This window comes from Bacillus sp. DC4300-2b2, from assembly GCF_049895685.1.
In the GTDB taxonomy this organism is placed as follows: Bacteria; Bacillota; Bacilli; order Bacillales; family Bacillaceae; genus Bacillus; species Bacillus safensis.
In genome coordinates, this window is the sequence record NZ_JAFCSW010000002.1 from 564,923 (window position 1) to 585,379 (window position 20,457).

23 protein-coding genes and 2 riboswitches are annotated in these 20,457 nt (G+C 40.3%); of the genes, 6 read left to right on the plus strand and 17 right to left on the minus strand.

The window, feature by feature from the left end; all coding sequences use genetic code 11:
• The first annotated feature begins 215 nt into the window (after window positions 1–215).
• The gene (locus tag ACP69X_RS07775) at window positions 216–2,636 is read left to right on the plus strand and encodes a bifunctional diguanylate cyclase/phosphodiesterase (protein WP_426052565.1); all 2,421 of its coding nucleotides are present in this window, start codon (window positions 216–218) and stop codon (window positions 2,634–2,636) included.
• Between the two features lie 234 nt (window positions 2,637–2,870).
• On the opposite strand, the gene ACP69X_RS07780 is transcribed toward ACP69X_RS07775, so the two are convergent.
• From ACP69X_RS07780 to ACP69X_RS07790, 3 genes are all read right to left on the minus strand, one after another.
• Window positions 2,871–3,335 (minus strand): MarR family winged helix-turn-helix transcriptional regulator, encoded by a 465-nt coding sequence (locus ACP69X_RS07780; protein WP_095408317.1) that lies wholly within the window; start codon window positions 3,333–3,335, stop codon window positions 2,871–2,873.
• Between the two features lie 356 nt (window positions 3,336–3,691).
• On the minus strand, window positions 3,692–3,856 hold the full coding sequence (locus tag ACP69X_RS07785) for a hypothetical protein (RefSeq protein ID WP_024426818.1): 165 nt from the start codon (window positions 3,854–3,856) through the stop codon (window positions 3,692–3,694).
• Window positions 3,857–3,894: 38 nt separating this feature from the next.
• On the minus strand, window positions 3,895–4,050 hold the full coding sequence (locus tag ACP69X_RS07790; RefSeq protein WP_099663201.1) for a hypothetical protein: 156 nt from the start codon (window positions 4,048–4,050) through the stop codon (window positions 3,895–3,897).
• A gap of 192 nt (window positions 4,051–4,242) precedes the next feature.
• Here ACP69X_RS07790 and ACP69X_RS07795 point away from each other — a divergent pair, with 192 nt between their 5' ends.
• Window positions 4,243–4,572 (plus strand): MerR family transcriptional regulator, encoded by a 330-nt coding sequence (locus ACP69X_RS07795; RefSeq protein ID WP_024424656.1) that lies wholly within the window; start codon window positions 4,243–4,245, stop codon window positions 4,570–4,572.
• Window positions 4,573–4,606: 34 nt separating this feature from the next.
• Here ACP69X_RS07795 and ACP69X_RS07800 read toward each other — a convergent pair whose 3' ends face one another.
• From ACP69X_RS07800 to ACP69X_RS07840, 9 genes are all read right to left on the minus strand, one after another.
• Window positions 4,607–5,005, minus strand: coding sequence for a hypothetical protein (locus ACP69X_RS07800; protein WP_041085044.1), 399 nt, complete (start codon window positions 5,003–5,005; stop codon window positions 4,607–4,609).
• A gap of 148 nt (window positions 5,006–5,153) precedes the next feature.
• Entirely contained in the window at window positions 5,154–6,512 is a 1,359-nt protein-coding gene (mgtE, locus tag ACP69X_RS07805; protein WP_039178033.1) for a magnesium transporter, read from the minus strand.
• A 208-nt stretch (window positions 6,513–6,720) separates the two neighbouring features.
• Window positions 6,721–6,885: riboswitch (M-box (ykoK) riboswitch) on the minus strand.
• A 133-nt stretch (window positions 6,886–7,018) separates the two neighbouring features.
• Entirely contained in the window at window positions 7,019–7,159 is a 141-nt protein-coding gene (locus ACP69X_RS07810) for a hypothetical protein (RefSeq protein WP_003212346.1), read from the minus strand.
• Window positions 7,160–7,235: 76 nt separating this feature from the next.
• The gene (locus ACP69X_RS07815; RefSeq protein WP_039178030.1) at window positions 7,236–7,754 is read right to left on the minus strand and encodes a PepSY domain-containing protein; all 519 of its coding nucleotides are present in this window, start codon (window positions 7,752–7,754) and stop codon (window positions 7,236–7,238) included.
• Between the two features lie 93 nt (window positions 7,755–7,847).
• On the minus strand, window positions 7,848–8,537 hold the full coding sequence (locus tag ACP69X_RS07820) for a PepSY domain-containing protein (RefSeq protein WP_073204932.1): 690 nt from the start codon (window positions 8,535–8,537) through the stop codon (window positions 7,848–7,850).
• Window positions 8,538–8,603: 66 nt separating this feature from the next.
• Window positions 8,604–9,953 (minus strand): HAMP domain-containing sensor histidine kinase, encoded by a 1,350-nt coding sequence (locus tag ACP69X_RS07825; RefSeq protein ID WP_426052566.1) that lies wholly within the window; start codon window positions 9,951–9,953, stop codon window positions 8,604–8,606.
• 3 nt (window positions 9,954–9,956) lie between these two features.
• Complete coding sequence (locus tag ACP69X_RS07830) at window positions 9,957–10,643, minus strand: response regulator transcription factor (RefSeq protein WP_073979401.1); 687 nt, start codon at window positions 10,641–10,643, stop codon at window positions 9,957–9,959.
• 213 nt (window positions 10,644–10,856) lie between these two features.
• The gene (locus tag ACP69X_RS07835; RefSeq protein WP_039178022.1) at window positions 10,857–11,060 is read right to left on the minus strand and encodes a helix-turn-helix transcriptional regulator; all 204 of its coding nucleotides are present in this window, start codon (window positions 11,058–11,060) and stop codon (window positions 10,857–10,859) included.
• Window positions 11,061–11,360, minus strand: a complete 300-nt coding sequence (locus tag ACP69X_RS07840; protein ID WP_041085048.1) for a hypothetical protein — start codon at window positions 11,358–11,360, stop codon at window positions 11,061–11,063.
• Between the two features lie 451 nt (window positions 11,361–11,811).
• Between ACP69X_RS07840 and ACP69X_RS07845 the strand changes: the two genes are divergently transcribed.
• From ACP69X_RS07845 to ACP69X_RS07855, 3 genes are all read left to right on the plus strand, one after another.
• On the plus strand, window positions 11,812–12,771 hold the full coding sequence (locus ACP69X_RS07845) for a S8 family peptidase (protein WP_041085049.1): 960 nt from the start codon (window positions 11,812–11,814) through the stop codon (window positions 12,769–12,771).
• Window positions 12,772–12,883: 112 nt separating this feature from the next.
• A riboswitch (cobalamin riboswitch) is annotated at window positions 12,884–13,075 on the plus strand.
• Between the two features lie 150 nt (window positions 13,076–13,225).
• Window positions 13,226–15,514, plus strand: coding sequence for a 5-methyltetrahydropteroyltriglutamate--homocysteine S-methyltransferase (gene metE, locus ACP69X_RS07850; RefSeq protein ID WP_426052567.1), 2,289 nt, complete (start codon window positions 13,226–13,228; stop codon window positions 15,512–15,514).
• Window positions 15,515–15,652: 138 nt separating this feature from the next.
• Window positions 15,653–16,123, plus strand: coding sequence for a nucleoside deaminase (locus tag ACP69X_RS07855; protein ID WP_041085051.1), 471 nt, complete (start codon window positions 15,653–15,655; stop codon window positions 16,121–16,123).
• Window positions 16,124–16,160: 37 nt separating this feature from the next.
• Here ACP69X_RS07855 and ACP69X_RS07860 read toward each other — a convergent pair whose 3' ends face one another.
• On the minus strand, window positions 16,161–16,577 hold the full coding sequence (locus ACP69X_RS07860; protein ID WP_041085052.1) for an organic hydroperoxide resistance protein: 417 nt from the start codon (window positions 16,575–16,577) through the stop codon (window positions 16,161–16,163).
• Window positions 16,578–16,738: 161 nt separating this feature from the next.
• On the opposite strand from ACP69X_RS07860, the gene ACP69X_RS07865 reads away from it, so the two are divergent.
• A complete protein-coding gene (locus tag ACP69X_RS07865) occupies window positions 16,739–17,185 on the plus strand; it encodes a MarR family winged helix-turn-helix transcriptional regulator (RefSeq protein ID WP_041085053.1) in 447 nt (148 codons plus the stop codon).
• A gap of 33 nt (window positions 17,186–17,218) precedes the next feature.
• On the opposite strand, the gene ACP69X_RS07870 is transcribed toward ACP69X_RS07865, so the two are convergent.
• From ACP69X_RS07870 to ACP69X_RS07885, 4 genes are all read right to left on the minus strand, one after another.
• Window positions 17,219–17,647 (minus strand): organic hydroperoxide resistance protein, encoded by a 429-nt coding sequence (locus ACP69X_RS07870; RefSeq protein ID WP_024424643.1) that lies wholly within the window; start codon window positions 17,645–17,647, stop codon window positions 17,219–17,221.
• Between the two features lie 170 nt (window positions 17,648–17,817).
• A complete protein-coding gene (locus tag ACP69X_RS07875) occupies window positions 17,818–17,952 on the minus strand; it encodes a hypothetical protein (RefSeq protein ID WP_041085055.1) in 135 nt (44 codons plus the stop codon).
• On the minus strand, window positions 17,942–19,078 hold the full coding sequence (locus ACP69X_RS07880; protein WP_024426809.1) for a Rap family tetratricopeptide repeat protein: 1,137 nt from the start codon (window positions 19,076–19,078) through the stop codon (window positions 17,942–17,944). The genes ACP69X_RS07875 and ACP69X_RS07880 overlap by 11 nt, the downstream gene beginning before the upstream one ends.
• Window positions 19,079–19,202: 124 nt before the next feature.
• A complete protein-coding gene (locus tag ACP69X_RS07885; protein WP_041085057.1) occupies window positions 19,203–20,450 on the minus strand; it encodes a glutamate-5-semialdehyde dehydrogenase in 1,248 nt (415 codons plus the stop codon).
• Window positions 20,451–20,457: the final 7 nt, after the last annotated feature.

Sequence of the window (20,457 nt, forward strand, 5' to 3'; positions counted from 1 at the left end):
TATCTCTTTTAGAATCACACCATATATTAAACGAATAAAACCGAAGAAACGATTCGCTTTTGATCGTTTTTTTACATTAAATTTGATTTTACTATAAAAGAAGGGTGAAAAAAACGTTGATTGTTGTATTTAAGTGAAGGAAAGGTGAACACAGAAGCCATTCGATCCGATATATTAAGTATATGTCTGTTTTAAGATACAGGAGGTTTTCTTACATGACCCATTTAACAGGAAGCTACAATGGATGGCTTGTCTTTCTGTCAATCGCTGTCGCCGCTGTCGCCTCCTACTCAGCTCTTCATTTAGCCAGCAGGGTAGCACAGTCAAGCGGTGCAAAGAAAAAGGTATGGCTGCTCATTGGTGCAATGATCATGGGAATGGGGATATGGTCGATGCATTTTATTGGCATGATGGCATTTCAAATGCGTGTTGGCATCACATATGATACATCCTTACTGATTTTATCGATTTTGGCCTCATTTATTGGATCCTTGATCGCTTTTTCAATATGCATTCAAAAGCAGCTCTCTAGAAGACGGCTGCTCATTAGTTCAATCACCATGGGTTCAGCTATTTGCAGCATGCATTATCTTGGAATGGAATCAATGGCCAAGGTCTCAATAAGCTATGATCCAGCCCTCTTTTTTCTTTCGTTTTTCATTGCTGCCATTACCTCCTACTTCTCATTGAAACTCTTCTTTCGTGTTGACCGTACTAAAAGTAAACGGGAGAATTATCTTTTAAAGGGTCTTGGTTCAATGTTGATGGGCGGTGCTATAGCAGGTATGCATTATACAGGTATGGCTGCCTCTACCATGTTTTATCATTCAAATGGACAGGCCGATGCAGGTGGTTTTCTTGAAATGTCGCCATTTAGCCTGTCGCTTTTCATCGGATTGATGACACTTATTGTCCAAACGCTGATGATATTTGGTGCCTATATTGATCACCGGATCATGACGCAGTCAGATCAGCTGAAAGAAAATGAACAGCGGTTTCAATCGCTCATTAAACATAATATAGACGGCATTATCGTGTTATCTGTCGATCGAAAGGTGCTTTCTGCAAATGACTCAGGTAAACAAATCTTAGAGTTGTGCAATTCTAAGATTGGTGATGATGTCAGCCAATATGTGATGCCGACTGAGTTGTGGGAAGAATTTATTTCTCAGTCAAAAAAAGCCATCACACGCGAAGCAGAACTGAAAGCAGCAGATCGTTTTTATTATTATCATGTCACTTACATACCTGTTCATGTGAATAATTCACTCGACAGCATTTATCTTGTTTTAAAAGATTTAACACAGCAGCGGATTGCAGAAAAAGAAATTCATGTGATGGCACATTATGATGCATTAACAGAGCTTCCTAACCGCCGCCATGGCATCAATCATTTAAATGATGTCCTCTCCTCTCAAGACAAGTCAAAAACATCAACAGCGGTTCTGTTTCTTGACTTAAATCGTTTTAAAATTATTAATGATGCACTTGGGCATAACATCGGAGATTTACTGCTGAAAGCTGCCGCAAATAGACTGACACAATGTTTACCGGACAATGGCTTTATCGCAAGACTTGGCGGCGACGAATTTTTAATGATCTTTCCTCACATGGATCATGATACACATAAAGTCGAACAATTTTCTAAAAATATCATCCATCAATTTGAACGTCCTTTTTTCATCCAGAACCATCAGCTCATTACATCGATCAGCATCGGGATCGCTATCTCTCCGCAAAATGGCAAAGACGGAATGGAGCTGATGAGAAAAGCCGATATGGCCATGTATTTATCCAAAAAACATAAGCAAAGCCGTTATGAGTTCTTTACCGAATCCATGGAAAGATTGAGTGAGGACAGGTTAAACCGAGAGCTGGAGCTGAGGGATGCCATTCAAAGAGAACAATTTGTCCTTCACTACCAGCCGCAAGTCAGTGCCAAAACAAGAAAGATGACTGGGGTTGAAGCCCTTTTAAGAATGAAGGCACCAGATGGTTCCTTAAAGTCACCTGAGGCTTTTATTGAACTGGCAGAGGAATCAGGCCTGATCATCGATATTGGTAGATGGGTCATTGATACGGCTGGCAAGCAGGCAAAAAGGTGGTATGATGATGGGCTAAAGATCCCTGTGGCTGTCAATTTATCTGCGAAACAATTTAATTCTGAAGACTTAATTGATTTGATCAAGCTGACACTGAAAAAATACGACCTGAAACCGTCACTCTTGGAGCTTGAAGTCACAGAAAGTATGACAATGGACAATATCAAGCAATCAAAACAAGTGCTAACGTCGCTAAAACAGCTTGGCGTCCGCATTAGTATTGATGATTTCGGTACAGGCCACAGCTCCTTAAGCTATTTAAAGGATTTACCTATTCATCGACTGAAAATTGATAAATCCTTTATTGAGGATATTTTAAGTGATTCAAAGTCTGAACAGATTACTGGGGCTATTATAGCGATGGGACACCAATTATCTCTCGAAGTGATAGCAGAAGGTGTTGAAACATTTGCACAGGCCCAGCTATTATCTGCCCAGGGCTGTGACGACCTGCAAGGGTTTTATTATGCCAAGCCGCTACCAGCAAGCGATATTGAAAAATTCATCGCCTATCCGGCGCATCTTGATACATAAAAAAGGTGCCAATCATGGCACCTTCCAGCGTGCAGACAAACCCTCGCATTCGGTGTCAGTCCTACGTGCTGGTGCTTACGAATGCTCAATTCGCTCCGCTCCGGTACTCGTCCTTCCTAGACTTCAAAGGTTTTCTGTCACGCTGAGCTGAGAAGAAGACAAAGGTCTAAAATAAGGATCACTTTAGCCCTTTGTCAACAATCGAAAAGGTGCCAATCATGGCACCTTTTCGTTTTATCTAAATAATAAATGCTGACTGTGAATACCTGCTTTTTTCAATAGACTAATCAATTGCTCTTGTTCTTCACGCGTCAGACCAGAGAATGCACGAGCAATCCGAAGAGAGTGGATCGGATAAATCTTGTCAAGATAGCTTCGCCCTTTATCCGTTAAATGGGCATAAACTGACCGTTTATCCTTGGGGTCCTGTTCTCTTTCAATGAAACCATTTCGTTCTAATTTGTCAATTACATACGTCACATTCCCGCTGACAAGCAGGAGTCTTGAGCCGATTTGCTGAAGCTTTTGAGCACCTCTTGTGTACAGTAATTCAAGTACGGCAAATTCAGTTGGATTAAACCCATGCTCTTTGCTGTCTCTAATACTGTGTTCTGAAACGCTTTTAAATGCTCTTGCAAAAACCTTGTAAAGCGTCATTGAGCGTTCTACTTCTTCTTCATTAAACGATAGTCTCATCACATATCTACCTCTTATAATATTTTTTTAACTTCAAGGCTGTCTTGCGGTGCAGTTGGAGCCTTTCGTAAAAAATAGAAGTACGTTTTGAAAACCCTTTCAACCACATAAGTGACTCCATTCGTGTTATGTATAAGTTTTCGATATAAACTTTTAAAATCCTTCTTATTTTTCACAATCATCTCGAAAAAAAGCTTTTTCAGCAAACCATCAAGATGCGACACACTTTAACATAATCTGTAAAGAATCTATGGTTTCTTGCACTTCATTCGCCAAATTTCTACAAAATTCAATATTGCTATAATATTAAACACAAAAAAAGAACCCTTTATGTGACATACGCACATTTCAAGGGATTTTTACAAACAGCGTTCTGTTTTGTTGAAAAAGAAATGATACTCTTTTTTTAAGTCACTAATTGTCATGTTCTTGGCCGCATCAGGGCTGTAAACCCCTAATGAACATAGCTGCTTCGTATAATAATGTCTTTCTTTTGCTAAAGCTTCTTTTAATATACGCCGCACCGATTATCCCCTCCTATCAAGTGATTTGGATCGGGTGCTCATGAAGACCTCTTATACAAATCATTTTGCATGGCTCTTAGAAGCGCATGTGCATTCTGACCTGCAGCCTGCATGAATTGCTCGAGCAATTCATCCCTCTTCACATCTAATGCGATGATTTCTTTTGCCATACGAATGATCTGTGCTTGCTCCATCATATGCTCCTCCTCCTAAGTCAACTCACCATGATTATATGCCGCCGTTAGATGTATTGCACACCCCCTGTTATCTTTCCTTCCATAGTTTTTTCATTTTTTTCGTTTTTGTGTTATATTTTCTAACAAACGATAGGTTTTTTTACTTCTCGTTCTATATAATATGAAGAAAAGACTTGCAGGGGTGAGTATATGACGCAGGAAGATGTATCTTATAAAGATAAAAAAGTCATTTCAATCGGGATTGTCAGTGAGTTAACAGGGCTTTCCGTCAGGCAAATCCGATATTATGAGGAACGTAAACTCATCTACCCCCAGCGCTCAACAAGAGGCACACGGAAATATTCTTTTGCAGATGTTGAACGTTTGATGGACATCGCCAATAAACGGGAAGACGGTGTGCAGACAGCTGAAATTTTAAAAGACATGAAGAAAAAAGAACAAGCGCTTAAAAGCGGACAATTTAAGAAAAAAATGCTGGAAGGCCAGATTAATGCACACTTTCGGTATAAAAATCGTTAAACAAAAAAAGAATCGCTCTTTTGAACGATTCTTTTTATTTAGAGGAAGCTTCAGTTCCTTCAACAACCCCCACAAAGTCAATCAGCACGCCGCCTCTTTCAGGGTCTTCTTTCACCCGTAGGGCAAGTGCCTTTTTCTTCCCGGTTTTTGCATCTTCATAATTCGCATGGAACACATGAATGCTGGCTTCTTCCAAATGAAAATCCTCATAAGAAAGCGTGTCTATGCCCCATTCTTTTTTCAGTTTCAGAATATCATTCGGGCTCGGGACCGCACCTTCGACGTAGACTTCTTCCATTTTTCTTTTATTTCCTTCGGTGATGGCTTCAAGCATATGCTCTGCCGCCACTAGCCTCCGGTCTTTCCCCTCGTCTTCCCTTTGACATGCACTCAGCAAAAGCATACACATCAAAATGAATAAGAACTTCTTCATATTTCTCTCCCACCTTCTCCTTAAAATGTAAAGGATGGAAGCGCTATATGCAATCTTTATACAAAAAAGACTGTAAAACATCATGTTTTACAGTCTTAGGTTGTGGACAAAGGATGGTCCTTTGTCTACCTTTTTTACAGTATTCTTGCTACATAAGTGTATGAAGGAATGCTGTCGCAATTCCAAAATAGATGAGCAGTGATAATATATCATTCAATGTTGTAATCAGCGGCCCGGATGCAATAGCAGGGTCGACGTTTAGTCTGTGTAAAATAATAGGCACGATCGTACCTGCCATCGTTCCAATAATCAGTGTGGCAAGTAGTGAGGAACCGACAACAAATCCTAAAATCATATTGCCCTGCCACACCATTGCGACGACAGTAATAATAATGGAACAGACAATCCCAATGTAAATACTTGTTCGCAGCTCTCTAAAAATCAAGCGCATAATGGTTTTTTTCGTTAATTCTTCTTTTGAAAGTCCTCTAATGACGACCGCAAGTGACTGTGTCCCTGTATTCCCTGTCATCCCAGCAATCATTGGCATGAAGAAGGCTAAAGCAACGACTTGCTGAAGGGTATCTTCAAAATAATTTAAAATACTGCCTGAAATCAGCCCTATGAATAAAAGCAATATGAGCCATGGGAGACGTCGGTATGCTGCAACAAAAGCGGGCGTGTCGAATGTAATATCTTTACCAGAGGCAGCGAACTTCTCATAGTCTTCTCCTGCCTCTTGAATGACGACATCAATGATATCATCGACTGTGACGATTCCGACCAGGACATTGTTCTCTTCCACAACAGGAATCGCAAGAAAATCATACCGTTCAATCAGTTTTGCGATTTCTTCCTGATCTTGAAAGGCTCCAACGGCAATGACTCTTGTAAACATAAGATCCTGCACTTTTTCATCTGGTTCACCTAAAATGAGATCGCGGTACGAAAGAACCCCTACAAGCTGCTTTTGATCATTAATGACATATAAATAGTTGATCGATTCAGCAATTTCAGCAAAACTTTTCAGCTTTACAACTGCGTCCTGAACCGTATAGTGCTGAGGAATCCATACGTACCGGTTGGTCATGATTCGGCCTGCTGTCTCAGCAGGATAATTCATGAGAAGCTGGACGGCCTTTGATTCCTCTGCCTCCATGTTTGACAAAAGCTGATCTTTCAGCTCATCATCCATTTCATCAAACAAGTTGGCTAGGTCATCGTTATCCATTTTGTTTGTGACGAAGGTGGCTTTGTCTTTCCCTACTTTTTCAAGCACAATTTCTTGGTACTCGCGCTCAAGCTCACCCATCATTTCCGTCACATCATCGACTGTTAAAAAGCTGAGGAAGCGGCCTCGGTGTTTTTCTGGAAGTTCTTTAAATAAATAGGCCATATCATATGGCTGAAGTTCTTCCATAATGTTTTTAAATTCTTTGCGTTTGCCATCTCTTAATAAAATAATGATTCTTAAAATGAGTTCATCGTACGTAATGTTCTGTATCATCGCTGTTACCTCCCCAAAGTCAGGAGATACCCGAATCCCTTAGAATGTGCGGGGGTCAGGATCTCCTCTGTCTGATGCGTCAATCTGATCTTTTGACATACTCTCTATGTGTCTCGAATCGGGATGATCCATCCCCACACCTCCTTTTCTCATAAAAAAGCACCTTCAACCAAATGAAGGCGCTTTGTAAGCATGACAAAATAAACACTTGCTCCTTCAATCGTAGAGCTTTAGCACTGTATGGCATAGGATAAAATCCAGCTGCATTAAAAATCACCTTATGTCGATGATTTCTGTTGACCCATTGGCGTCTTTGGACATTTTTGGGCAGCAGCGTATCTCCATACAGGAGCCTCACCTAACGAAGTCTCATATTGTTAACACACTGAGATTACAGAAAAAGCGGAATGATGTCAATAAGCAAGATGCCAAGTATCCTTATGTATTCGCTTACTTTTTAAAAAAAGAGCGATGGACAGCTCTTGCCATCGCCCTTTCATGTCTTTTTATTCCTCTTCTGGCTGATTCATATCCTCTTGGGAGAGGAGATGAAAGGAATCATGCAAAAACAAAGCATATCCTTCTCCATCAGGATGCGGAACATATTCCGCATGATCCATTGTCTGCTCTTCTTCTTTTTTCTTCATATTCTCTCGCCTCCTTTCCCGTAGTTTGTCCCAATGAAAAAACCTTACACATGAAAGTGTAAGGTTTAGAGATGGCTTAATCATCCCATTCTTGCTTCAGGATTTTGCCTGTTTTAGCGGAAATTTCAAAATCAACTTCCTCGCCGCTTGGTGTTGTGATTTCAACTTCATAGATGTACACACCATTTTCTTTATCTAGATCAGAATCGGTGACTGTGCCTTTTACTTTTGCAAGAGCAATTTTTTCAGCCTGTTTTTTCGTGATCTTCACATTCTGTTTCTTTTCTTTGACTGGATCATTCAGCGCTTTTCCAGTTTTTGCATCGACATATACTTTATATTCAAAGCCGCCTTTTTTAATCTCGACCTCATACACCCATTTTCCTTTTTTACGCTCAAGATCCACATCGTCTACATAGCCTTTCACCACTTTTAAGGCTGCTTTTTCAGCTTGTTTCTTTGAAACAAAAGACGATTTCTTTTGCACGACTTGCTCGGCGTTTGCTGTTTGATTTGTATTTTGCGCTTGAAGTGTGAAACCACCTGCGACAAGAGTTCCCGTTAATGCTGTAGCTACTAGTACTTTTTTCATCATGTTCATTTCCTCCTCTTTTTGATTTCTTCTATATCTTAAGAAAACAAGATGATAAAGGAAGGAAAGAAACATGAGAATATCATGAGAAAAGGATTAGTTTTCGTACGTAATGCCCTCAATGTCTCCTGTATAGGCGTTCACAAGCACCTCTGCCTCTCTGCCGTCAGGCAAATCCAGCTCCACCTCAAATACGAGCATACCGCTGAATGTTTCAAGATCGGCATCATCCACTGTTCCGCCAACCTCTTTGACGGCAATTTGGATCGCTTCCTCGACGGTGATTTTTGTGAGCTTCTTTTCTTTAGAGGTTGGTTTTTTCTTTTCTGCTTCAAGCACCTTAAATGATTGTTTGTCGACCTCGACTTGATATAATTCTTTTTTTGATTGGATGGTAAAAATAAAACGATCTGATGTCTCTTTCTTTTGAATGACGGTTCCGCTCACCTTTTTAACAGCCGCCTCTTCTGCCTGGAGCTCAGCATTTTTTTCATTTGGCTTCTGATAGCTTTTTAACTGTCTAATTTCTTTCATCTGACCGCTTGCAGAAGATGCAATGATTTGATAGATGCCATTTGCATTTTCCAGCGTCAATGTATAGTCCTGTTTATGATTGATTAAATCAATATGTGTAATGTTTCCATTGTAGTCTTTTGAGATCATTTTTTTCATTTCTGCTTCACTTAATATTTTATGATCAATGGTTTGGATCATGAGCATTGCAAAGGCCGCAAGAATCGCAAGACATCCTGCGAGCGCAAGCACCATTTTCGTTTTTCTAGACATGCAGCGCCTCCTTCCTATTTCCTATTTTATAAGGAGGAAATGAGAAATTGATGAGAAAAGACCCATTTATTTCTGAAAAAGAATGGTCATGGCTGTCCCTTCGCCGATACGGCTGTCTACCTTCAGCTCGGCCCCATGTTCTTCTGCAATTTGCTTCGCAATTGAAAGACCAAGTCCGGTTCCGCCCGTCTCGCTGTTTCTCGCTTCATCCACACGGAAAAAGCGGTCAAAGATTTTCGGCTGATCTTCCTCTTTTATACCGATTCCTTGATCAATCACTGAAATAAATGGCTTGTCTCCTGCCCATCCGCAGGTCACATCAACTGGCTCTCTACTATATTTGACCGCATTATCAATTAAGATGGTCAAAAGCTGTTTGATTTTCTCTTCGTCTCCTTCTGCGATAAGCGGCTGATCTGACTGCACATGGGATTGAATCGTTCGATTGGTGGCCACTTCAAGTGTATGACATAGCTGCTTGCACAAATGACCAAGATCAACCGGCTTCATATCCAAGTATAACGGCTGACCGTTTTTCGCCAATGTCAGTAATTGATCTGTCAGTCTTTTCATTTTTTTCGCTTCATCATGAATCGCTTGGGAGGATTCTTCTACAACCTCTGGACGTGTTTGCCCCCAGCGTTTGAGTAAATTGCTGTAGCTCATAATGACGGTAATCGGAGTCTTCAATTCATGAGAGGCATCATGCAAAAATTGCTGTTCTTTTTCATAATGCTTCTCGAGAATCTCGGACATTTCATTAAAGGTTTGTCCCATTTGATATAGTTCATCCTTTGAATCGCCTGTTAATTCAATTCGTTTAAACGCCTTCTCTTTCATACTTGCCTTCATGGTACTCGTTATTCTGCTAATCGGCCGGACAATTTGCTTTGTTAACACGTGGCCTGCAAAATAGGAAAGCACAATAAACAAAACGCCGGTTGTGATTAAAATCATTTTTAATAACGCTAAGTTCTCTTCCGTATTTTCGATTTCTTCATATACTTGAAGCGACATAATCTCACCATTTGTCCAAATGACCGGAATAGCAGCGAACGCAACCATATGCTTATTGTAGTCTTTGATTTCAGCCGTCTGGCCAGATTCGTATGTAAAAGGCAGTGAGCTAAACGTTGATTCCTTTGTGACAGTCAGCTTTGACTCTCCCGTTTCTGTCACGACACGGATCATGCCATTTTGAGGCAGGTACGCCTTCAGCAGCTCCGAGGACGGAAGACCTTCTTCCTCTGATTTTTTTAAAGCAATGGCAATATTTTCAGCCACCTCAGACAAACGGGACATATCTTTTTGCGTCAAGGTCATCGAAAAAATAAAATAAATGGCTGTATGAAACAAGAGCACCATTAAAAACAAAGACAACGACGTATAAAGCTGAATCTTATTTTTTAATCTCATTCTTTATCCTTTCATCACATAACCCACACCTCTCACTGTGTGAATCAGCTGTTTTTCGAATGGGTAATCGATTTTTTTCCTTAAATAACGGATATAGACATCTACCACGTTTGTATCACCGAAATAATCAAAGCCCCAAACCGCTGTTAAAAGCTGATCTCTTGTGAGCACTTGCTGCTGATGGTTCAGTAAGTGGACAAGCAGATCATATTCTCTCGGCGTGAGTTCAAGCATTTGCCCAGCCCTTTGTATTTCTCTTGTTTTCTCGTTGACCGTTAAATCTGCTATGCTCAGCTCTGTCTCCTTTTCTTCTTGTGCATATATATTCAACCTTAGCTGCGCGCGAATTCGTGCTAATAATTCTTCTATGTCAAAAGGTTTTGTTATATAATCATTTGCCCCAAGATCGAGCCCGCTTACTTTATCAGGGACACTTCCCCTTGCTGTAATCAAAATAATAGGTGTCGCTGTATTTGTCTTTCGAACCCTTCTCAGCACTTCAAGACCGCTTAACTCTGGAAGCATGACATCAAGCAGCACCAAATCGAAGCTGTCTTCTTCAAGAGCCTGAAGGCCGTCCATTCCTGTCTCTTTGACTGTCACCTCATATCCTTCATATTCAAGTTCAAGTGACAGCACCCTTGCGATTTTCTTTTCATCTTCGACTACGAGTATCTTCCCTTTGTTCATCTCTATCTCTCCTATCTGAAAGGCAAGCTTGTCTTTCCATTATTATATGTTGCCTTTCTCATTTGGAACAGTCACAATCTTCACATCTATTTTTTCATGAAAGAAGAAATATATTGAATGAAGTTGTTTTTTAACACAGTAACCGCACATCAATTGAAAGGAAAATAAAACGGCTAACCACTCAAAAAAAGACCTCATCTTGAGGCCTGTTGATTACTTCTTTATAGGTCTGCTGACAAAGAGCTGATCTACTGAAGTTCCTAAAACAAAAGCTATGTCAAAAGCTAATTGCAAAGTGGGGTCATATTTATCATTTTCGATCGCATTAATGGTTTGTCTCGACACCTTACAAAGTTTAGCTAATTCTTCTTGAGACAATTTATTAGATTTTCTTAGTTCTCTAATATGATTCTGCATTTAATCACCATATTTTTTTCTGTAAATGAGGAATGTGAATGCATATATTATTATAACCACAGACAGGAAGGCGATAGGTGAAATCCCAATGCCCTGATTTGAGTTCCCTTGAATCGTTAGAAAGATATTTTGTGCGACTTCTAATAAAAGCATACCGAAAACCACAATAAACGCATAAGATTGAGCTTTCGAGTAAATAAATCTCTTTCGTTCATCACCCTTTTGAATCATCGAAGCGATCAAAATGAACAATCCAATCAATAATATTATAACTGAATAGACAACCTTTACGTAATCCAATCTTTAGTCCCCTTCCAAATAAAATGTCAAATACTCTTTACATTTATAATCATAGCATCAGCCCCTTAAATGTCAAATACTTTTTACATTTCTTACTCTTTATAAATTATCATTGAAAAGCAATAATCTGCTCTCATGGTTTATCTATTTTCTTTTCTTCTTTCATCTATTGATTATTTTTCAATCTGCCTATTTTAGTTCTATTCACCCATTTTCATCTGAACAGGTGCAACCTCACTATGCAGCATTTCCTTCTTTTTCATATGATATCAAGAGTTTTCTTCAAAAGGTGAGCTCTTTCGTCAATAAGTGAGGAGAACTGCACTTTTGATAATAGATTGATTATTTGAAAAATTATTACAATTGACCCTTTCCGATCAAAAGTTTCTTTTATACAATAATATTACGCAGCCTGAATCTACTTTGAAAACAAAATAAGGAGGGCTTTCTTATGAAAGGTGAAATTCGCTTAATTCCGTATGAAGTAAAAGCCAATGTGATGGAAGCGAAAGAGACGCCGGAAAGTATTCAGGAGATTAAAGCACCCGAACTTTGGTCAAGTGGCTTCAAAGGAAAAGGCATAACCATTGCTGTCCTTGATACAGGCTGTGACACAGAGCATCCCGACTTAAAAGATCAGATTATCGGAGGAAAGAACTTTACCGATGATGACAATGGAGATGCTGAAAATGTCAAAGACTACAATGGGCATGGTACCCATGTAGCAGGAACGATTGCCGCAACAGATCAAAATGGCGGAATTTTAGGGGTTGCCCCTGAAGCCAAGCTGCTCATCGTGAAAGTACTTGGCGGTGAAAATGGTAGCGGAAAATATGAATGGATCATTGATGGCATCAACTATGCTGCAGAGCAGAAGGTTGATATTATCTCCATGTCTCTCGGTGGTCCAAGCAATGAGCCTGCCCTGCAGGAAGCCATTCAAAATGCGGTGAAAAGCGGTGTGCTTGTTGTATGCGCAGCAGGAAATGAAGGGGACGGGGACGAGCGTACGGAAGAGTTCTCCTACCCAGCAGCATACAATGAAGTCATTGCCGTCGGTTCTGTTTCCCTTGCTAGAGAATCCTCTGAATTTTCTAATGCCAATAAAGAAATCGACCTCGTCGCTCCAGGAGAAGACATTTTATCCACTCTCCCTAACCATAAATATGGCAGACTCACAGGGACTTCAATGGCTGCCCCTCACGTAAGCGGTGCACTAGCCATTATCAAAAATGCTGAAGAAGAAGCGTTCCAGCGCAAGCTGACAGAGCCTGAAATCTATGCTCAGCTTGTCAGAAGAACCCTTCCATTAAAACAGTCGAAAGCCCTTGTGGGGAATGGATTTTTATATTTAACTGCGCCTGATGTCCTTTTAGAAAAAACATTGGAAGCAGATCTTTTATCTCTATAGCTTAAATAGAGGTCCTGAGAAAAGATAGAATTTTCTCAGGATTTTTTTAATTAAAATTATTCAAAATTTACTTTGACGAAATGAAGTGAACGTTATATAATCGAACACAATAAATTCATAGTTTGAGAGTCGGTAATTCGATTACACGTCGAATTTTAATTGGGAAGACCGGTGAAAATCCGGCGCGGTCCCGCCACTGTGAGTGAGGAGAGCTTTTCTCATGAATCCACTGTCATTAGGATGGGAAGGATGAAAAGCTTGCAGATTCACCAGCCAGGATACCAGCCGCTCTATCACATCAAACCCCCTACGGTTGATAGGAGATGTCGGAAAAGCGTCAGTGATACTCACGCCTTATTTCGCACACACATTTTGTCTTTTAAACCAGACATTTACCTCATCAATCTTGATCATGAGCGTAAATGTCTTTTTATATTTAGAGGAGGAATGGGAATTGACAATTGTTAAAACAAGTAATCTAGGCTTTCCGCGAATTGGTTTAAACAGAGAATGGAAAAAAGCACTTGAGTCTTACTGGAAAGGTCAAACAGACCGCGAAACCCTCTTAGGCACACTGGATGAACAATTTTTAACTGCCATTAAAACACAAATCGATCAACAAATTGATGTTGTTCCTTCTGGAGACTTTACCTTCTATGATCACGTGCTGGATACTGCTGTTATGTTCAATTGGATTCCAGAGCGCTTCCGCAGCTTAAAAGACCCGCTAGATACATACTTCGCGATGGCAAGAGGAACAAAAGATGCCGTCTCAAGTGAAATGACAAAATGGTTTAATACAAACTATCACTACATCGTTCCAGAATACGAAAAAAGCACAGAATTTAAACTCACACACAACAAACCGCTTGAAGCTTACGAAAAGGTGAAAAAGGCGTTTGGTGTTGAAACAAAACCGGTTGTACTCGGTCTTTATACATTTGTCTCACTTTCTAAAGGTTATGAAGCAAATGAAGTGAAAGAAATTCAGCAGCGTCTAGTGCCGCTTTATACTCAGCTTTTAAAAGAACTTGAAGAAGCCGGCGTCAAATGGGTTCAAATTGATGAACCTGCACTTGTCACAGCTTCAAGTGAAGACGTAAAAGCCGTAAAAGAAATCTATCAAACGATCAAAGAAGCCGTACCTGGCTTGAACATTCTTCTTCAAACCTACTTTGATTCAGTTGATGCGTATGAAGAGCTTGTCACATATCCTGTTGAAGCAATTGGTCTTGATTTTGTCCACGATCAAGGGCGCAACCTGGATCAAGTGAAAAAGCACGGCTTCCCGAAAGATAAAATTTTAGCAGCTGGCATCATTGATGGAAGAAATATTTGGAGATCAGATCTTGGGGAAAGATTATCCTTTATTTCTGAAGTCATTGCTGAGGCTCAGCCTAAAGAAGTGTGGCTGCAGCCATCAAGCAGCTTACTGCATGTACCAGTTGCCAAACACCCAAGTGAACAGCTTGAAGAAAAACTATTAAACGGACTGTCTTATGCCACTGAAAAGCTGGCTGAATTGACATTATTAAAAGAAGGTTTAACAAAAGGAGCAGCTGCCATTGATGCCGACATTAACGAAGCAGTACAAGCACTTCTTACCTTAAAAGAGTTCGCAAAAGGAACAAATGCGGATCTGACAGCGGAACGCAACAATCTTTCTTCGAAAGATTTTAAACGTCCAGTTGCCTTTGAAGAACGCCTACGTATCCAAAACGAATCTCTTGAGCTCCCGCTTCTTCCAACCACAACGATTGGCAGCTTCCCGCAGTCAGCTGAAGTGCGCAGTGCTCGTCAAAAGTGGCGCAAAAATGAGTGGACAGATGCAGAGTATGATGAATTTATTAAGAAAGAAACAAAACGATGGATTGATATTCAAGAAGAAATTGGCCTGGATGTGCTCGTGCATGGAGAATTTGAACGGACAGACATGGTTGAATACTTCGGTGAAAAGCTAGCCGGATTTGCCTTTACAAAATTTGCTTGGGTACAATCCTATGGATCACGGTGCGTGAAGCCGCCAATCATTTATGGAGATGTAGAGTTTACAGAGCCAATGACAGTGAAAGAGACAGTTTACGCACAAAGTTTAACAGAGAAAAAAGTCAAAGGAATGCTGACAGGACCTGTTACCATCTTAAACTGGTCTTTCCCAAGAACGGATATCTCTCGAAAAGACATTGCTTTCCAAATCGCTTTCGCTTTGCGTAAAGAGGTAGAAGCTTTAGAGGCAGCTGGTATTCAAGTGATCCAAGTGGATGAGCCTGCGCTAAGAGAAGGACTTCCGCTCAAAGAAAGTGATTGGGCAGAATATTTAAACTGGGCAGCAGAGTCATTCCGTTTATCCACATCATCCGTTCAAAATGACACACAAATTCATACACATATGTGCTACAGTAACTTCGAGGATATTGTCGATACGATCGAAGACTTGGATGCTGACGTGATTACAATTGAACATTCACGCAGTCATGGCGGATTCCTCGATTACTTAGAAAAGCACCCGTATTTGAAAGGACTTGGACTAGGCGTTTATGACATCCATAGCCCGCGCGTTCCATCTGTTGAAGAAATGAGCGAAATCATTGATGATGCGCTGAACGTTTGTCCAACAGATCGCTTCTGGGTGAATCCGGATTGTGGTCTAAAAACTAGACAAGAGCCTGAAACTATTGCTGCTTTGAAAAACATGGTTACAGCTGCTGAAGTCGCTCGTAAAAAGCTGGCGCAGCACGCATAATTGAATACCTCTCCCCTGCTGAACGTGGCAGGGGTTTTTATGTGCAAATTGGCCTGTTCAATCTTCTACTATGATGATTTCTTTTCTAGCATGATTCGTTTATACTAGAGAAGTCAGTCGAACAAAGGGAGGAAGACAATGAATCACGAAGATTTTTTACAACGCGCAATTGATCTTGCAGTAGAAGGAGTCAATAGTGGTACTGGCGGCCCTTTTGGAGCAGTCATTGTCAAGGATGGTCAGATTATTGCAGAGGGAAGCAACAATGTGACAACGAGTAATGACCCTACTGCACATGCAGAAGTCACCGCCATTCGAAAAGCATGCCAAACTCTACATACATACCAATTAGAGGATTGTACTCTATACACAAGCTGCGAGCCTTGTCCGATGTGCCTTGGCGCTATTTACTGGGCTAGACCAAAAGCGGTGTATTTTGCTGCTGGACATCAGGATGCAGCGGATGCTGGTTTTGATGACTCGTTTATTTATGAAGAAATCAACAAAGAATACGAATCAAGAAATATACCATTTTACAAGCTGACACCTCAAAAAACCCTTGCGCCATTTGAAGCATGGGAAGCATACGATAAAAAGAAAGAATATTAAAAAAAGACACCTGCTCGTAAGCAGGTGTCTTCTACTATTACTCCGCCACTTCAAGCTCTACTTCAATGTTCCCTCTTGTTGCTTTTGAATATGGACAGAATTCATGTGCAGCATGGACAAGCTCTTTCATTTTGTCATGATCATGACCTTTCGCAGACACAATCAGCTTTACGCCAAGCTTAAAGCCCCCGTCGCTTTCATCTTTTAAAAGACTGACATGTCCTTCTACTTCCGATTCAATTTCTATCCCTTGCTTCTTGGCTACCTGTTCAAGTGCTCCTCCGAAACAAGCTGCATAGCCTGCTGCAAATAATTGCTCTGGGTTTGTACCAGTCTCTCCATCTTTCTTTGCGTTAGGCATGACAATGTTATGATCGAGCACACCATCTTCTGAACGAACATGTCCAGCTCTTCCATGCTGCGCCTTTACTTTTGCTGTGAATAATGGTTTCATCTTCATCTCCTCCTTTATCTATTGATCCTTTTCACGTTCTATTCATTTCTCAAACATTTATCGCACATTGAAGAATTTTTCATTTTTCGTCTGTATTTATTTTAAAAAGGAAGAAAATCTTATACAATGATAAGTATGACAAAAAATAGTTGGTGACTGACATGACAAATGAATTTGAGCATATGAAGCTGGAAAATCAGCTTTGTTTCTTGTTATATGCAAGTTCACGAGAGATGACGAAGCAGTATAAACCGTTATTAGAAGAATTAAACATTACGTATCCGCAATATTTGGCACTGCTTTTATTGTGGGAGCATGGATCATTAAATGTGAAAACGATGGGAGAGCTTCTCTATTTAGACTCCGGTACACTCACACCCATGCTGAAACGAATGGAGCAAAACGGACTCATTATCCGAGAACGCTCGAAAGAGGATGAGCGGTCTGTGCAAATTCGTTTAACGGAATATGGAGAACAGCTAAAAGAAAAGGCCACTGCGATTCCGTTTCACATGCTGACTGGGACAGGCAGATCAGAAGAAGAGCTAAAAATACTGCGCGCCTCTTTACATGAGCTTTTGCAAAATTTAACACAACCAAAAGGCTGAGGGAACATTCCCTCAGCCTTTTATTGATGTCTATTATTGTGCGACAGCTACTAGTTCTACTTCGATGTTTCCTTGAGTTGCTTTTGAATATGGACATACACCGTGTGCTTTATGAACAAGTTCTTCTAATGCTGACTGCTCAATGCCAGTTCCCTTTACTTCTAATTGAACGCCTAGTTTGAAGCCGCCATCTGAACTGTCTTTTAATAAGCTGACATGTGCTGTTACTTCACTTTCAAAACGGATACGCTCTTGTCTTGCTACCATTTGAAGGGCTGAATCAAAACATGCAGAGTAGCCTGCTGCGAATAATTGCTCTGGATTTGTTGCTTTTTCAAGTTTTTTTGCTCTTGGTGTTCCAGGCATTGCTACATCATGCTCAAGTACACCATCTGTTGAAACAACCTTTCCTTCTCTTCCTCCGACAGCTGATACCGTTGCTGTAAATAAAACGTCTGACATGAATATAACCCTCTTTCTCTCCAATAATATTTTCTACAATTAAATTGTACACAATTTAAATTGTGGAGTCAATCAATAAATATTCTTTTTTAAGTTTTCCTCCCTGACCTCTTTTTATGAGCATGTCCGTAAATTGTTAGACAGTAAAAAAAGCCCTTTAACAAGGGCTTTTAGATCGTGTCATGCTGCGGATTCAGTTGTTCTAGCGTATGGTTTCTGTTATCTGGATCGGCATTTGCTGCTGCCAGCCACAATGCCATGATGGTGATGCTTGTACAGACGACTGCCCATTTTTTAAAATTCATATAAACAATCCCCTCTCTGAATATAGATTCGAGCATGTTCCGCTTCCCCATAGAACATGGAAGATTTTTCATAATCCCCCATTTCATTATAATACTTTGCGGTATCTAATGCCAGCTCCTCTATATCAGGATATGCATAGGCAGACTCTAAAAAATGGAAAATTCGTTTAATATGCTCAGCATCTTGTCTTAAATACAATGCTTCTAGAAATATGGTTTTCTGAATATGAATGTCATCCTGAAGAGCTTCTGCTCGCTTCATACATTCTTCTCTGTAGTGTAATGCTTCTTCGTGTTTTCCTTGTTTGTATAATATCTGAGCGGCTGTATAAAGAGGGTCTATAGATCGACGAAGATGATCGGATTGATTTTGATCAAATAACGAGATGGATTCTTTCATTAATTCGAGTGCGCGGCCTAAGTCTCCCATTCGGTAATAACTGTTGCCCATATTAAATAAAGAGGAGGCTATAAAACGCACATTCTGAAACTCTCTTGACCTCGCAAGTGCTCTTTCGAGATGTGGTAATGCTTTTTCATGCCTTCTCATATCATCGTAGTTACCGGCCACAATAAATTCACACTGAATCGTGCGAAGCGCATACAGTTCATGCTGAACATAAACATCCAGCGCTAGTTTAGCATGGTGCATCGAGATATGTGTTTGTTTCATGTGATAATATATTTCTGACATTTTAAAATGAAATTCAGCACGTTCAATATCATCTGATACAAAAGAAAGTTTATGCTCTGCCTTTTGATAAGACGATATGGCAGCAATATACTCCCTACGTCCGAATTCATACATGCCTCTGAAAAAATGATAGTAGTATTCAAGCATGCCTGTGACATGCGTTTGATGCTCATCTATTTCTTTCGAAAGCTCGGAAAAGTTGGCGCGAAGCTTTCCTTCCTTTAATGGCTTTAAATAATCGAGCATGACCTCATGCCGAAATTCCATTAAAGAAAAATAGAGAAGCAAATTCTGATCTTCTTCCATTGAATCAAGAGAGGTGCGAATTTCCTGTTTTAACTGTTCTGCTTGTTCTGAATCAAATCTGCGGATTAATTCATACCACTTGTTGATTTTCACTCCAATATCCGAAGAGGGAATGATTTTCGCCATACGTTGCCTTCTCCAATCTTCTCAAAATATAAAACATTACCATATTTTATCATACTTGACCGGAGAAATACAAAAATGAAAGGAAAAAGAGAGCCTGTTGTCACAAGACTCTCTTTTGAATTCGTTATTCTCTTATTTGTCCTTGTCCACGAATGACAAATTTTTCAGACGTTAAGGCTGGCAGACCCATTGGCCCTCTTGCATGAAGTTTTTGTGTACTAATACCTATTTCCGCTCCATAACCAAATTCAAAGCCATCTGTGAAACGAGTAGAAGCATTATGATAAACAGCGGCTGCATCGACAGCTGTTAAGAAAAGGGCTGCATGTTCATCATTTTCTGTAATGATCGCTTCAGAGTGCTTAGAGCTATATGTTTGAATATGCTGAATCGCTTCTTCTATGTTTTTTACTATTTTAATGCTGACAATCGGTGCTAAAAACTCCGTTGCATAGTCCTCAGTTGTCGCTAATGCAGCACTAGGAGCAAGCGCGCAAACAGCTTCATCACCGCGTATTTCTACCCCATTTGATTGAAGGGCTTCAAATAACGAAGCGCCGTATGTTTTTGCCCATGTTTCATGAATGACAATGCTCTCAATCGCATTACAAACAGATGGTCTTTGGGTTTTGGCATTCAGCACAATCCGCTCAGCCATTTCGTTTTTCGCTGTTTCATCAATGTAGATATGACAATTTCCTGCACCTGTCTCAAGCACCGGCACAGTAGACTCTCTCACTACAAGATCAATTAAATTCTTCCCACCGCGCGGAATGAGGACATCGAGGTATTCATTTAAGGTGAACAGCGTTTTCGCCGTTTCACGGCCAGTATCTTCAATCAATTGCACACTGTCTACTGGAATATCCGTTGTATAAAGCGCTTCATGAATTACCTTTACAATCGCTTTATTACTATGAATAGCAGATGAGCTTCCGCGCAGAATAACAGCATTCCCAGTTTTCAAGCAAAGGGTCGCAGCATCGACTGTCACATTTGGTCTTGCTTCATAAATCATGCCAACCGTTCCAAGCGGTACACGGACCTTTTCGATGAATAGACCGTTTTCTTTTTGAATGGTTTCTAACGTTTCACCAATTGGGTCTTTTAGCTGAATGAGTTGAAGAGTCGCGTCTGCAATGGCTTCAATTCTCTCTTCCGTGAGTGTGATCCGGTCAATGACAGATGGCGTGAACTGCTTTTCCTCAGCCGCTTGAACATCCTTTTGGTTCTCCTCTATTAAATAAGCTGAAGATGCTTTTAGTGCACTCGCAATGGCGTGCAGGGCAGCATTTTTTTGTTCCGTCGTTTTTAGAAGCAGCTGATCTTTAGCTACACTTGCTTTTTTTGCTTTTTCAAGAACTTCATTCATCGTATTC

Excerpts from the sequence above, each read along its gene's own strand:
- ACP69X_RS07835 (WP_039178022.1), bottom strand. The coding sequence starts at position 11,060 with ATGCAGAATCATATTAGAGAACTAAGAAAATCTAATAAATTGTCTCAA.
- ACP69X_RS07865 (WP_041085053.1), top strand. The coding sequence starts at position 16,739 with ATGACAAATGAATTTGAGCATATGAAGCTGGAAAATCAGCTTTGTTTC.
- ACP69X_RS07870 (WP_024424643.1), bottom strand. The coding sequence starts at position 17,647 with ATGTCAGACGTTTTATTTACAGCAACGGTATCAGCTGTCGGAGGAAGA.
- ACP69X_RS07845 (WP_041085049.1), top strand. The coding sequence starts at position 11,812 with ATGAAAGGTGAAATTCGCTTAATTCCGTATGAAGTAAAAGCCAATGTG.
- ACP69X_RS07875 (WP_041085055.1), bottom strand. The coding sequence starts at position 17,952 with ATGAATTTTAAAAAATGGGCAGTCGTCTGTACAAGCATCACCATCATG.
- ACP69X_RS07800 (WP_041085044.1), bottom strand. The coding sequence starts at position 5,005 with ATGAAGAAGTTCTTATTCATTTTGATGTGTATGCTTTTGCTGAGTGCA.
- mgtE (WP_039178033.1), bottom strand. The coding sequence starts at position 6,512 with ATGATACAGAACATTACGTACGATGAACTCATTTTAAGAATCATTATT.
- ACP69X_RS07825 (WP_426052566.1), bottom strand. The coding sequence starts at position 9,953 with ATGAGATTAAAAAATAAGATTCAGCTTTATACGTCGTTGTCTTTGTTT.
- ACP69X_RS07820 (WP_073204932.1), bottom strand. The coding sequence starts at position 8,537 with ATGTCTAGAAAAACGAAAATGGTGCTTGCGCTCGCAGGATGTCTTGCG.
- ACP69X_RS07810 (WP_003212346.1), bottom strand. The coding sequence starts at position 7,159 with ATGAAGAAAAAAGAAGAAGAGCAGACAATGGATCATGCGGAATATGTT.
- ACP69X_RS07830 (WP_073979401.1), bottom strand. The coding sequence starts at position 10,643 with ATGAACAAAGGGAAGATACTCGTAGTCGAAGATGAAAAGAAAATCGCA.
- ACP69X_RS07775 (WP_426052565.1), top strand. The coding sequence starts at position 216 with ATGACCCATTTAACAGGAAGCTACAATGGATGGCTTGTCTTTCTGTCA.
- ACP69X_RS07790 (WP_099663201.1), bottom strand. The coding sequence starts at position 4,050 with ATGGAGCAAGCACAGATCATTCGTATGGCAAAAGAAATCATCGCATTA.
- ACP69X_RS07885 (WP_041085057.1), bottom strand. The coding sequence starts at position 20,450 with ATGAATGAAGTTCTTGAAAAAGCAAAAAAAGCAAGTGTAGCTAAAGAT.
- ACP69X_RS07855 (WP_041085051.1), top strand. The coding sequence starts at position 15,653 with ATGAATCACGAAGATTTTTTACAACGCGCAATTGATCTTGCAGTAGAA.
- ACP69X_RS07815 (WP_039178030.1), bottom strand. The coding sequence starts at position 7,754 with ATGATGAAAAAAGTACTAGTAGCTACAGCATTAACGGGAACTCTTGTC.
- ACP69X_RS07795 (WP_024424656.1), top strand. The coding sequence starts at position 4,243 with ATGACGCAGGAAGATGTATCTTATAAAGATAAAAAAGTCATTTCAATC.
- ACP69X_RS07880 (WP_024426809.1), bottom strand. The coding sequence starts at position 19,078 with ATGGCGAAAATCATTCCCTCTTCGGATATTGGAGTGAAAATCAACAAG.
- ACP69X_RS07860 (WP_041085052.1), bottom strand. The coding sequence starts at position 16,577 with ATGAAACCATTATTCACAGCAAAAGTAAAGGCGCAGCATGGAAGAGCT.